Here is a 13,313-nt window from a genome sequence, read left to right as displayed (position 1 = left end):
ATATTTGTTTTAACTATTAAAAAGCTGTCAACAACAATATATCACCAGGAGTTAATAGCATGAATCGAAAAAAATTTATAACCGCTATGGCTGTATTACCTTTAACAGGAGCTGCTTTAAAAGTAAACTCCTTACGCAACTTATCTAAAAATTTTGAAGCAACCGAGAAGTTTCCCGTGTTATTTTTGGGACATGGAAGTCCTATGAATGCGATCGAAGAAAATGAATTTGTGGACGGATTCCGAAATATCGGTAAGACTTTTCAAAAACCAAAAGCAATATTAGTTATTTCAGCGCACTGGGAAACGCGTGGTACATTCGTTACTGCTATGGACAATCCTCCGACAATTCATGATTTTGGCGGATTTCCTCAAGCATTATTTGATGTACAGTATCCAGCTCCCGGAAGCCCTGAACTTGCACAGGAAACAAAAAAAATCATCACAAAAACTGATGTATTATTGGATGATAAGTGGGGCCTTGACCACGGGGCATGGTCTGTTGTCAAGCATTTATACCCAGATGCTGAGGTTCCGGTTATTCAAATGAGTATCGATTATACGCAACCTGCGTCTTACCATTATGAATTAGCACAGGAATTAGCTTCCTTACGTCACAAAGGTGTATTGATAATAGGCAGTGGCAATATGGTCCACAACCTGCGTATGGTAGCCTGGGATAAATTAAATGAGGCGGGATTTGCATGGGACTGGGCTCAGGAAGCAAAAGAAAAAATGAAAAATTACATTTTAGATGGTAATCACAAAGCTTTGATCGACTTCCGGAATCAGGGAAAAGCATTTGATTTAGCTATACCCACACCAGAACATTATCTTCCCATGATCTACAGCCTGGCACTAAAAGATAGACAAGATGATTTACTGCTGTTTAACGACAACTCTATAGGAGGATCTCTTGCCATGACCTCATTCAAAATTGGCTGATAAACACGACAATTATCCGTATTGCTGCACAGTAAATAGTAATAGCACAGTTTAAGAATATAAAAATAAATCCCTTATATTCGCCATATAAGCTATATAGAAAGATGGATATATCAAAACCTACAATTTCAGTTGAATACTGTCCGAAATGTAACTGGATGTTACGCGCGGCCTATATGGCGCAAGAAATTTTAAGTACTTTTACAGAAGATATTCATGGTGTCTTACTGATTCCGAGTGAAATAGCTGGTAAATACTCCATTTCAATCGATCATCAACCCATATTTGACCGTAAAGAAATGGGAAGGTTTCCTGAAATAAAGGAATTAAAACAGTTGATAAGAGATCACATTAACCCGGATAAAGATTTAGGTCACTCTGAAAAGAAATAGTTATATTTTGCATTTTTAAGTATATTACAAAAACTATAAACGAACAGTATTGTTTTAGCTCTTAAAACAATACAAAAATTGCAAAAGTACATACATTAACACATCACGTTTTTAGAAATAAAACATATTATAATGAAAAAAATCTTCATAGGCTTATTCGTAATTACTGCTTCATTTACATCTTGCCAAAATTCAACACCAACAAAAGAAAAAAAAGCACAAGACAGCAGTACAGTTGCTACTAAACAAGATACGGCATTTCACGATGAGCATAATACACAAAACTCTGTTGATTGGGCTGGAACCTACGAAGGAACTCTTCCATGTGCAGACTGTTCGGGCATTCATGTTATCTTAACCTTAAATATGGATGGAACTTTTGAAAAATCAGAACAGTATCTTGAAAAAGGTGGACCTTTTAAAGAAACTGGTACGTTCACATGGACTCCAGACGGCGGTTCGATTATTTTAAAGGAGAAAGATGGCGAAAGCAAATATAAAGTCGGTGAAGGTATGATGAAGAAATTAGATATGGAAGGTAAAGAAATTAAAGGAGAATTAGAAGAATTCTATAACTTCAAAAAGATAAAATAGATGCTGATCATCAGCGTCATATGACATAAAAAAAAGCTCCTGAATAGTATTCAGGAGCTTTCTTTTTTAGACTTTAAGATCTATTTTGCATCTGGTAACAAAATAAATTCAAACATGCGGTCTTCTTTTAAATATTTATCAGCGACAGCTTTTACACTTTCTACAGACACTTTACTCAGGTCATCTAATTTTCTCAAGATTTCCGTTACATCCTCTTGATTTTGATAAGATCCTGATAGATAGCTAACCCAAAATCCATTCTCTTTAAGCTGAAGCTCTAATTGACGCTTTTGTTCAATAACAAATTTATCAATATCCTCTTTTACAGGTCCACTTTTCTTAATTTTAGAGACTTCATCTACAGCAGATTTTATCAGCACATCCACTTTATCCGGAGCCGTGCCAAAGCCGATACCAAAACTATAGCGTTGACGTGGCAACTTGCCGTAATTAGCAGAAGCGCCCACACTGTAAACCCCGCTTTCGGCTTCACGAAGACGTTCTAATAATTTAATGGTCAAGATACTTTCTAAGGCTTCCATATTGATATTTTCGCTTTCCGAATAAGTATAATCACCATAATAAGCTAATTGTACAGAAGCTTTATCCTCTTTCCCTTTATGAACAACAACACGCTTTCCTTGAGCTGGTTCTACTACACCTAAATCTTTATAAGACTCTTTACGTCCAAGATTCGGCAAGGCCGCTAAGTAATTTTCTAAATAAGGTTTAATTTCTTCTTCAGTAAAAGAACCTACGATGGTAAAGGTGAAGTCCGAAGCATCAGCAAATCGCTCTTTATAAATTTGAAAAGCTCGATCTTTGTCAATAGTTTTCACTAAATCGGCAGTCGCATTTTTTCTGCGGATATTATCCCCATAAAGCGTTTCTTTCACTTTATCGGAGAAAACATTTGACGGATCACTATCTCTATTTTCTAAACTTCCTACAGAACGGGCGATGATACTTTGGTAAACATCCTGATCCAGACGAGGTTCAGTAAAATAGCCATAAATCAATTCAAAAGCATTTTTTAAACCTTCTTTGTCCGAACTTCCATAGATTCCTTCATATCTTTCTGAAATATACGGTGTGATCCCGATATTTTTACCTGTGAGATACTTTTGTAATTCAACATTATTCAATTGACCCACACCACTCGCATCCACTAGACCCGCAGCATTACTCGCTGAATAATAATCTGCATCTGGATATAAAGAAGAACCACCTGGACTAAAAGCTGAGATACGTATTTCATCATTCTTGAAATTGGTAGGTTTCAAGATTACTTTGACACCATTGCTTAAGGTCAATTCTTTTACATTGATCTCTTTTAATTCCTTATTGGAAACAACAGATCCTTTAACAGGTTCCTTCGATAATAATGGCAATTTAGAAACCTTATCCTCATAAGCTGTTAAGTTCTGAGACTCCACTTCCTTTATCCAATTATTGACTGTTTGTTCAGCAGGTAAAGTAGCTTTATCTTTCTCCGGCCCCATGATGATGATATCACGGTTCAGATCAGTATAATATTTTGAAATCAGTGCATTAACTTCTTTCAAGGTCAATGTTGGTAATAGCTGTTTTGTTATTTTATAACTATCATCGTTACTTAATGCGGCATCATCTTTTAAGAAGTTATTCAAATAACGACCCACATAACTATCCGATTTTTTCTTGCTCTTTTCTATATAAGCAGTCTCATTACCTTTATTCATTGAAACGATGGCTCTATCCAATTCAGACTGTGTAAATCCAAATTTTTGGATGCGCTCAAATTCTGTCATCATCTTTTTAAATCCTACTTCCAATTGGTTTGGTTTAGGAACTACCATCAACGAAAACACATCTAATCCGGCAATGAAACCAGATATACTGCCTCCAGCTTGCATAAAAGGAGCATCTGCCTGTTGCATGATTTCAGAAAAACGATCGGCAACGATCGAGTTAAATGCCGAAATCAGTAAATGTTTGCGATAATCTTTTACGGTCACTGTTTTTTCCTCTTTACTTTTGATCATAATCTGAGCAACTGTGTAAGGAAGTTCAGGATCTGTAATGGCAATAAATTGATTTTTATTCAATAAATCAACATTATACTTGGTACGTTCCAGCTTTTTAGCAGGAGCTTTTAAATCCGAAAATAAGGCTTTAACTCGAGCTTCCATATCTTTCACGTCGATATCACCAACAATGATGATAGACTGTAAGTCCGGTCTGTACCAGTCTTGATGAAATTTCCGGATCGTCTCCGGTTTGAAAGTTGTAATAATTTTTTCTGTTCCGATCGGTAAACGTTTAGAATAGCGAGATCCATTTAAAACAATTGGAAAATATTGATCCTGCAAACGTTGACCTACACCACGTCCGCCACGCATTTCCTGCATCACAATACCGCGTTCTTTATCAATCTCATCATCAGCAAGCAATGCATCTTGTGCCCAGTCGCGCATCACCTGTAAACCATTTTTCAACAGTTCAGGATCATCAGATGGAATGGGCAACTGATAAACCGTTTCATCAAATCCGGTATAAGCATTCAAATCGGAGCCAAAACGAACACCAGCTTTTTGTAGGTAATTGACCAACTCGTTTTTAGGAAAGTGTTTTAGACCATTAAAGTTCATGTGTTCTAAAAAGTGAGCCAAGCCTAATTGGTCATCTGTTTCTAATATAGAACCTACTTTGTTTGCTAAATACATCGTAACCCTTTTTTCTGGTTCTACATTCCGACGGATGTAGTAAGTGAAACCATTTTTAAGTTTACCTGTAAGCACCTCATTGTCAAAAGGAAGTTTTTGATTCCAACTAACGGTGTCTTGTGCTAAAATTGCTCTCGCTTCAGCACGAAGTGATGTTGCCGCAGTACTAGGGGTTGTACAATAAAGAGTTGGCAACAAAAATGTTAATGCAATTGGTTTAATAAATCTCATGTTTTTGATTTACCTTAAGTTTTTAATTTAGTTGTTTTATAAAATTAATGTTCGAAAGTACAATTAATCTATTGTATTTTTGTTATGCATGAAGGAAGAAAATAATTGGTTGCTTTTAAAACGAGAATTCGGCCGTTTTTTGAAATTTGAACGCGGTCTGTCCGATAATTCTATTGAAGCTTACCTCAATGATGTTTCCAAACTGGAAGTATACAGTGAAGAAAATAAATTGACATTGCAACAAATAACCAGTAAGGATATACAGCGCTTCCTGATCTGGATAAATGGATTTGGTATTTCTCCCTTCACGCAGTCACGCCTATTGTCAGGACTTAAAACATTTTATAATTTCCTACACTTGGAATACGATTGGGAAAATAATCCAGTCGAATTAATTCAAGCCCCTCGAATTGCACGAAAGATACCTAGCGTGCTTAATATCCAAGAAATCGATCAACTTATCAATGCCATCGACTTATCAACTCCCGAAGGTATGCGCAACAAAACAATTCTGGAGGTATTGTATGGATGTGGACTTCGGGTCTCGGAGCTGGTAGGTCTTAAACTATCAAATCTTTACTTAGACGTAGAATTTATCAAAGTTGAAGGAAAGGGTAATAAAGAACGTCTGATTCCAATCGGGAGCCAAGCCATTAAATACTTGAAAATTTATATCAATGAAGTCCGACCGCACATTAAAGTCAAGTCGGGGCAGGAAGATTTTGTTTTTCTAAATAAGCGTGGAGCTGCTTTATCTCGTGTTATGGTATTCATTGTCATAAAAGAGCTGGCTACAAAAATTGGTCTTCAAAAAAACATTAGCCCGCACACTTTTAGACATAGCTTTGCTTCTCATCTTGTGGAAGGAGGGGCAGATTTACGTGCCGTACAAGATATGCTGGGGCACGAAAGTATCACAACTACAGAAATCTACACCCATATCGACCGCGATTATCTACAGAGCGTGATTACCCAATATCATCCCCGTTCCTAATCGGATATTTACAACTCTAAAATCACAACCCTAATTTTTTACAGTTAACTTATTCGTTAGCTGATACCTGTACCATTTTGATTATTTGGACCAATCTCCACGGTTCAAAAAAATAAAGGATAATCCATTTGTATTATAAAGCGGTATAAACCATGACTTTTTAAATTATATACAACATTGTTGCATTATTATTTTAATTTAATGCAACAATGTTGTATTTTTGAGGCGTAATTTAATTTAAGCATGACAAAACAGTTCAGCGTCATCTCTATATTGGCACCCGTATTCATCTCATTATGGCCTTCGTACAGCCTATTTGCACAAAAAAAACAAATAAGCGGAAAGATCATTGCGTTAGAAAACACCAGTCCCATTCATGGAGCTAACCTACACTACGAAGGACATAAGAAAGCGATAACTTCCAACTTTTCGGGTGAATTTCAATTTAGTACTGAACAGAACTTCCCGATAAAATTAGTGACTTCACTCGTTGGCTACGAAAATGACACTACTTATGTGAAAAATGACCGTCCCGTACTGATAAGACTAAAAAAAGACGTTAAGAGACTCGCTGAGACACAGGTTTACGGTTATCAGGTTGCCGCCAAAACACAGATTGCACAACAGGTCAATGCGACAGCTTTAACTGAAAATAGAAACCGTTCGCTAGCAGAAGTTTTAAAAAACATCTCCGGAGTCCATCTCCTGCAGACCGGATCTACCATCAATAAGCCCATTATTAACGGTCTTTACGGCAATCGCTTGGCGATACTTAATGATGGTATGAAACTCGAAAGTCAGCAATGGGGTAATGACCATGCTCCAGAAATTGATGTGTACGCAGCGAATGCGATTACGGTCGTAAAGGGAGCAGAAAGCTTACGTTATGGTGGTGAAGCATTAGGTGGAGCAATTCTGCTATCCACTAAGCCCTGGAATAAAATTGATAGCCTTAGCGGGCAAGTCAGTCTAAACGGTTTCACAAACGGCAGAGGTATGCAAAGCGCATTAAACCTGGAGGGCATCACTCCCATAGCAGGACTGAAATGGTCTTTCAATGGAAACTACAGCAAAAGTGGTAATCGAAAAACTTCCGATTATTATCTAAACAATACCGGGCAGCGCATTTATAACCTAAATGCTGCAGTAAATTATCAATACAAAGACGCTAATTTTGAAGCTTCCTATAAACAATATCACAATGAAGCGGGCATTTTATCTTCTACTCATATCGGCGATATTACCTCTTTTCAGGAACGTCTAGCCTATGGGAGACCGTATCCCAGCGAACTCTTCGGATTCTCATACCATATTGATGCTCCCCGTCAAGAGGTTAAACACGAGGTATTTCAGTTTGCTTACAGCCAGCGCTTGAGCGATGCTAAAACCTTATCCATAAAATATGCTTACCAGAATAACCACCGGCAGGAATACGATAAAAGACGTGCAGGCCGTAGCGCAATTCCAAGCATGGATATGGTTTTACGGACACATGCACTTGATGCATCTTATACTATTGAGGGCTTAAATCAAAAATTTATCACTGGCCTTCAGGGGCAGACACAGGTTAACAACAATATTGCTGGGACTTTTAATACCCCATTAATTCCTAATTACAATGCCTTTAATATCGGAGCATACGGTATATATCAATGGCAAAAAGACCGATTTGCCTACGAATTAGGAGCTCGTTATGATTTTAAGAATTTCGATGCTGCAGGGTATGACTTTTATGGTAAAGCTTATGGTGGCGACAATCAGTTTCATAACTTGTCGACCAACCTCGGTTTATCCTATACTCTCGACAACCATATGACTCTTAAATCAAACTTAGGGCTTGCCTGGAGAGCTCCATCTGCACAAGAACTGTACAGCCAAAACGTACACCAAAGTACAGCACGCTATGAAAGAGGAGATGCAGCATTAAAAGCAGAGAAAGGCTTAAAGTGGATCACCAGTTTAAATATCCATGAGCAGAAAAATTTCTTAAACATTGACATCTATGCTAACTACATCAATAATTACATTTACGTAAAACCGACCGAAGAATACGTACAAAATCTTTCAGGTACATTTCCGATCTGGCAGTATAGTCAAAACAATGCATTATTGGCCGGAATTGATGTACAGGGAAAATATGCCATCAGTGAACATTTAGATTACAGTGCAAACACCTCATTTATCTACGCCCGTAATCTAGATGAAAAAAACTATCTGCCTCTTATTCCGCCCCTATCGTATACACATGAAATCGCTTTTACAACAAAGGGCAAGACGAACTGGATGCATGACGTGAAATTTGCCTTAGGTCAAGAAATCTATGCCAAACAGTTTTTAACAACAACTAGTATGGAGATGGCCCCCGCACCATCGGCGTATCAGCTTATCAATGGTTCCATTAGTTTAGGCTCTCTTATTAGCAACAATAAATTGCAAACTCGCCTTTTGGTAGAAAACATATTCAATAGCACCTACAAATCTTACACAGATCTATTCCGTTATTACAGTCATGGTGTAGGCCGAAATATACAGTTGACAATTAATTACACATTCTAATCATAACAAATACAGCTATCATGAAAAAAATCATTAACAGCAGCAAATTAGTACTGATCGCAGCAGTTCTCCTTTTCAACTCATGTAAAAAAGACGATCCTGTCCACGAACATGATAATGAAGAAATGAAAACCATGACTTTAAGTTTTACAGAAAAAACAACAAATGCCAAAGTCGAAGTTATCATCGATGCTACCGATACAAAACCACAGTCGTTAAATTTAAAAAAAGGCAACTATGATTTAGATATCAAATTAAAGGATTTTGATGGACATGAGGTACAACAGGAAATTTCTGACGATGCCGATGAGCATCAGTTTTTCTTCGTAGGCCCTACAAAGGAGCAGATCACCTTTACGTATTTAGATCAACAGGTAGGTTTAAAAAGCAACTGGAAAGTATTAGACAAAGCAAGTGCTATTCCAATGAAAATTGTCTTGATGCACGGTCTAAATAAAACGAAGGTTACCGCAGCAGACTGGAACAATTCGAGCTACCAAAGCATTGGTGGCGGTACTCCAGATATTTCAGTAAATGTAACTTTAAATCTTATTGACTAAAGATGAGGGTGTTGGCAAGAGATTGCATTTAGCTATTTTCATTTTTCATGAAATAGTATATCTTTGCTAGCATGTCCCTGTAGTTTAATGGATAAAATTGCAGATTCCGGTTCTGTTGATATGGGTTCGACTCCCTTCGGGGACACACAAAAGCAGCGTTTAATAGTATTAAACGTTGCTTTTTTTATAATTTCTAACGTACAAATTTCCCATTTCATTCCATCCAGCGTCTTTAGGAAAATCCTATATTACGGTGAAACAGCCCGCAGCAGCACCCTGATATTTTTTTGTGACTAAAACTAAAAAACCTCATCCTCAAGAAATCTAAAATCACTGCGTATTGCAAATAATAGTAAAGCAATTTGTGCAATGGACATGAATTGTCAAGCCAGTACTTTGGATATAAAAGACAATATTATTAAGTTTGACTCATCAATCAGCAGTACATCATATCAATAAAAAGAATGGTCTACAGTAGCCCATACAATCAAAGAGAAAACATTATACCAGTATATTTTGGAAAAAATTACGTTTAGATTTGGCACCCTTCATGATATTGTTTCCCTGCAGGAACTGTTTGTCGGTACTATTAAGAGCATTTGCATCCAAGATTATAGCGCAGAGCAGGTAGCGGTTTGGAGTTCCGGTAGTGAGAATATGCAACGATGGACTCAGGTGTTAACAGAGCAGTATGTACTCATAGCTGTGTTAAACAACAGTATTGTCGGCTTTTGTACCTTAGCTGAAGGTCGTTATATTGATTTATTTTTTGTTCATAAAGATTACCAAGGTCAAAAAATAGCTTCCCAGCTCTACCAATATATAGAAGCAGAGGCAAGGCGACAGAACACCGATCGCTTAACGGCAGATGTAAGCAAGACGGCGAAACCATTTTTTATAAAAATGGGATTTACAACCGTAAAAGAGCAGGAAGTGATTTTAAAAGATGTAGCATTTATCAATTACAAAATGGTTAAAGCGATCACGCCGAATCAAAACTCCGCATGTTTCGGATTGTAAACAAAGACAATCATGATGAAATTTGGGTATAAATTAAAATGAAAATGGAAACACAATCAAATCTCAACTACAATCGAATCGCTTCGGCTATCGAATATATTCAACATCATTTTAAGGAACAGCCAAATTTGGATGAAGTCGCTGAAAAAATTCATTTAAGCCCCGCTCATTTTCAACGGCTCTTTACAGACTGGGCAGGTACAAGTCCTAAAAAATTTTTACAGTACATCAGTTTGCAATATGCAAAGAAACTGCTTGATGACAACAAAGAACTTACACTCTTTGATGCCGCATACCATACCGGACTTTCGAGCAGCAGCCGTTTACATGATCTATTTATCAATATCGAAGGCATGACTCCTGCTGAATATAAAAATGGAGGTCAATTTCTCAAGATCAATTACCGTTATGCAGACAGTCCTTTTGGTCCAATAATTATTGCATCTACAGCCAAAGGAGTATGCTATATCGCATTTGAAAGTAATGAAGCAAAAGCTTTCACCGATTTACAGGCTAAGTTTCCAAATGCCGTGTTTCAGCAACAGGATGACGATCTGCAACAAAATGCCCTATCCATTTTTCAAAACGATTGGTCTGCCCTTTCACAGATTAAATTACATCTCAAAGGCACCAACTTTCAATTGCGTGTGTGGGAGAGTTTACTCAAAATACCCATGGGGAAACTGGCTACATATGGAACAATAGCGGAACAGATCGGAAATCCAAAAGCAGCTAGAGCTGTTGGTACAGCTGTTGGCAGTAACCCCATTGCATTTCTTATTCCCTGCCACCGCATTATCCAATCTTCTGGCATAACAGGAGGATATATGTGGGGACCAACTCGAAAAACAGCTATTATAGGATGGGAAAGTGCCAAAACTCAACAGGAATTATAATACGAAGCAGCACCATTTAAACATTATTTATGGAATTATTTGAATATCCGATTGATAGTACGAAAAATTGGCTTCCAAAGGACGGAACAGTACATTATTATGGGAAAGTACTGGGACAGGAACGTGCAGATTACTTTTATGAAAAACTATTGACAGCCATCGAATGGCGTAACGATGAAGCCGTTATTTTTGGTAAACATATATTAACGAAAAGAAAAGTCGCTTGGTACGGTGAGAAACCTTTTGAGTATACCTATTCCAATACAACCAAGCATGCTCTTCCATGGTCAATAGAATTATTGGAATTAAAAGAAATAGTTGAAAGAACAACGGGAGAAACGTTCAATTCTTGCTTATTAAATCTCTACCATAACGGCGATGAGGGTATGGCATGGCACAGTGATGGCGAAAAAGATTTAAAGAAAAATGGTGCTATCGGATCATTGAGTTTTGGGGCTGTCCGTAAATTTGCTTTTAAGCATAAACAAACGAAAGAAAATGTAGGATTGATCTTAGAACATGGTAGTTTATTGGTCATGAAAGATGAGACGCAATCTCATTGGCTACATCGACTGCCACCTACTAAAAAGATTCACTCTCCAAGGATTAATCTAACTTTTAGAACAATTGTCGAATAAAAATAGACGGTGCACACCACGTCTTAATATTTTCTCGTATTTTTAGCTTCTCTTAGCTGTGCAATAATCAGGTTTGAAGATATACACATCCCTATCATGCGTCAAAAAAATAAGTCCATCCCTATAAAAACAATGACTGCTGAATTCGGTTCAGGAATCAGTATGGGCAAAGCGCACTTTGATGAACAGGATATCATGAATCTGGATGACGTCAGACGATCACACCGTGATAACTACCATTCGTTCTTTCTGTTGGAAAATGGAACTACTGAAATCGAAATAGATTTTCAACAATATACTGTAAAGCCTTATTCTATTCTATATATACATCCACATCAGGTACATCGTATTGTTGCTCTGACAAATGTGAGCGGTAGTTTTTTGAGGATCAATAGTGAACATATAAATCCGGAATACCTCCATTTGTTAGAAGAGCTGGCTCCCCTCAAACCTCTAATGGTTCAAGAAGATATCTTTTCTATCCTAGCCAACAGTGCATCGCTATGCCTTACCCTATCTGCACGAAAAAATCAGCAATTGTATCACGCCTTATTAAAAGACAGCTGCAATACATTGATTGGGCTCTTGACTTCGATGTACCTCGAGGGCGCTATACCTGTCGACAAACTTTCACGATCTGAGATTATCACAAAAGCATTTAAGGCTTCCCTGCAACGTGACTTTCTCTCTATAAAAAGACCCGCCGCCTATGCTATGGGTCTCAATATCTCTACCCCCTATCTGAATGAATGTGTCAAAGACGTCACCGGCTACCCTGTGTCCTATCATATCCAACAGCGTATCATTTTAGAAGCTAAACGTCTGCTTTATCATTCTGACAAGTCAGTAAAAGAAATCGCCGATGCCTTAGGTTTTGAGGATTACCCCTACTTCTCGAGATTATTCACTAAAGTGACCGGAATGTCGGCACTATCCTTTCGGAACAAAAACCGCGATTAGTCCAATACCCTCTTCCTTTGCTCCATTGTTTGCGTTACAAATTAGCTGTTTCTTTGTCATGAACAAAAAAGCAATACCATGATATCAACACTACCCAAATGGGCAGGCGGCATACTAGAAAGTCTCGTTGGCCAACGTGCTGAAGTGATCGGCACCACTTACCTCAGCCCCCATCTTAAAAAGGTGCGTTTTCAGAGCGACCTTGCCAAAATGAATTTCCAGATTGGCTATGCGAGTGTGATCCGTGTAAACGAAATCGAATACCGGAATTATACGATTGCCTATCATGATATGCAACTGGGTATCCTGGACATTATCTTTCACATCCACAATAATGGTCCCGGAAGCAGTTATGCAGACACTTTAAGCGTTGGTGATCATCTCTATATCAGTAGCCCGAGGGGACATAAGGTGTATAACCCAAAATTTCAGCATCAGTTACTATTCGGCGATGAAACTTCGCTCGGATTGGCCTGTTCGCTACTTCCCACACTCAAAAAAAACAATCATTCCTTCCAGTTCTATCTAGAACTAGACGATGCAAATCGAGAAGTTCCTGAGCTGTTGGGCTTAGAAAACTGTAGTATCTTTCCAAAAAATGGATCGTTTACCGATGCAGAATGGATCGATGGTCTTCCCATTTTTCATCATGAAAACTGGCTTCATGCCAGCTACACTTTAGTCGGCAATGTCACTTCCGTTCAAGCTTTTCGAAAGGCCCTTAAAAGAAACGGTGTAAACCGTATAACTACTCAAGGATATTGGCTACAAGGAAAAAAAGGATTATAACAGATTGTATTAAAAATTTAAAATTAAAAACCGC

Annotated in this window: 12 protein-coding genes and 1 tRNA gene; 12 read left to right on the top strand and 1 reads right to left on the bottom strand. The window is 37.8% G+C overall.

The annotated features are described in order from the left end of the window. The first annotated feature begins 59 nt into the window (after positions 1 to 59). The 3 genes from ygiD (at position 60) to FHR29_RS02275 (ending at position 1,930) form a co-directional block, all read left to right on the top strand. Positions 60 to 944, top strand: coding sequence for a 4,5-DOPA dioxygenase extradiol (ygiD, locus tag FHR29_RS02285; RefSeq protein ID WP_132772744.1), 885 nt, complete (start codon positions 60 to 62; stop codon positions 942 to 944). A 104-nt stretch (positions 945 to 1,048) separates the two neighbouring features. Further along, positions 1,049 to 1,336 carry a SelT/SelW/SelH family protein gene (locus FHR29_RS02280; RefSeq protein ID WP_183912076.1) on the top strand — a complete coding sequence of 96 codons (288 nt, stop codon included), beginning with the start codon at positions 1,049 to 1,051 and terminating at the stop codon, positions 1,334 to 1,336. A 132-nt stretch (positions 1,337 to 1,468) separates the two neighbouring features. Beyond that, positions 1,469 to 1,930 carry a copper resistance protein NlpE gene (locus FHR29_RS02275; RefSeq protein ID WP_168127484.1) on the top strand — a complete coding sequence of 154 codons (462 nt, stop codon included), beginning with the start codon at positions 1,469 to 1,471 and terminating at the stop codon, positions 1,928 to 1,930. A gap of 80 nt (positions 1,931 to 2,010) precedes the next feature. On the opposite strand, the gene FHR29_RS02270 is transcribed toward FHR29_RS02275, so the two are convergent. Next, positions 2,011 to 4,866 (bottom strand): pitrilysin family protein, encoded by a 2,856-nt coding sequence (locus FHR29_RS02270; RefSeq protein WP_183912074.1) that lies wholly within the window; start codon positions 4,864 to 4,866, stop codon positions 2,011 to 2,013. Positions 4,867 to 4,954: 88 nt separating this feature from the next. Between FHR29_RS02270 and xerD the strand changes: the two genes are divergently transcribed. The 9 genes from xerD (at position 4,955) to FHR29_RS02225 (ending at position 13,279) form a co-directional block, all read left to right on the top strand. Then, complete coding sequence (gene xerD / locus FHR29_RS02265; RefSeq protein ID WP_183912072.1) at positions 4,955 to 5,860, top strand: site-specific tyrosine recombinase XerD; 906 nt, start codon at positions 4,955 to 4,957, stop codon at positions 5,858 to 5,860. Positions 5,861 to 6,103: 243 nt separating this feature from the next. Beyond that, positions 6,104 to 8,416 carry a TonB-dependent receptor domain-containing protein gene (locus FHR29_RS02260; RefSeq protein WP_183912070.1) on the top strand — a complete coding sequence of 771 codons (2,313 nt, stop codon included), beginning with the start codon at positions 6,104 to 6,106 and terminating at the stop codon, positions 8,414 to 8,416. 20 nt (positions 8,417 to 8,436) lie between these two features. Beyond that, entirely contained in the window at positions 8,437 to 8,976 is a 540-nt protein-coding gene (locus tag FHR29_RS02255; protein ID WP_021191776.1) for a hypothetical protein, read from the top strand. A gap of 73 nt (positions 8,977 to 9,049) precedes the next feature. Next, positions 9,050 to 9,121: transfer RNA gene (locus tag FHR29_RS02250), tRNA-Arg, on the top strand. Between the two features lie 371 nt (positions 9,122 to 9,492). Beyond that, a complete protein-coding gene (locus FHR29_RS02245; protein ID WP_221197785.1) occupies positions 9,493 to 9,996 on the top strand; it encodes a GNAT family N-acetyltransferase in 504 nt (167 codons plus the stop codon). 44 nt (positions 9,997 to 10,040) lie between these two features. Continuing rightward, positions 10,041 to 10,892, top strand: a complete 852-nt coding sequence (locus FHR29_RS02240) for a methylated-DNA--[protein]-cysteine S-methyltransferase (RefSeq protein ID WP_183912068.1) — start codon at positions 10,041 to 10,043, stop codon at positions 10,890 to 10,892. A 29-nt stretch (positions 10,893 to 10,921) separates the two neighbouring features. Continuing rightward, the gene (locus tag FHR29_RS02235) at positions 10,922 to 11,530 is read left to right on the top strand and encodes an alpha-ketoglutarate-dependent dioxygenase AlkB (protein WP_132772736.1); all 609 of its coding nucleotides are present in this window, start codon (positions 10,922 to 10,924) and stop codon (positions 11,528 to 11,530) included. Between the two features lie 96 nt (positions 11,531 to 11,626). After that, positions 11,627 to 12,490: a helix-turn-helix transcriptional regulator gene (locus FHR29_RS02230; protein ID WP_183912066.1), complete on the top strand. Its 864-nt coding sequence runs from the start codon at positions 11,627 to 11,629 to the stop codon at positions 12,488 to 12,490. Positions 12,491 to 12,568: 78 nt separating this feature from the next. Further along, entirely contained in the window at positions 12,569 to 13,279 is a 711-nt protein-coding gene (locus FHR29_RS02225) for a siderophore-interacting protein (RefSeq protein WP_168127479.1), read from the top strand. The last annotated feature ends 34 nt before the right edge of the window (positions 13,280 to 13,313 follow it).

The organism is Sphingobacterium sp. JUb56 (genome assembly GCF_014191365.1).
Classification (GTDB): domain Bacteria; phylum Bacteroidota; class Bacteroidia; order Sphingobacteriales; family Sphingobacteriaceae; genus Sphingobacterium; species Sphingobacterium anhuiense.
The sequence above is the reverse complement of the archived record's forward strand: the minus strand, read 5'-3'. Positions and strand labels throughout refer to the sequence as shown.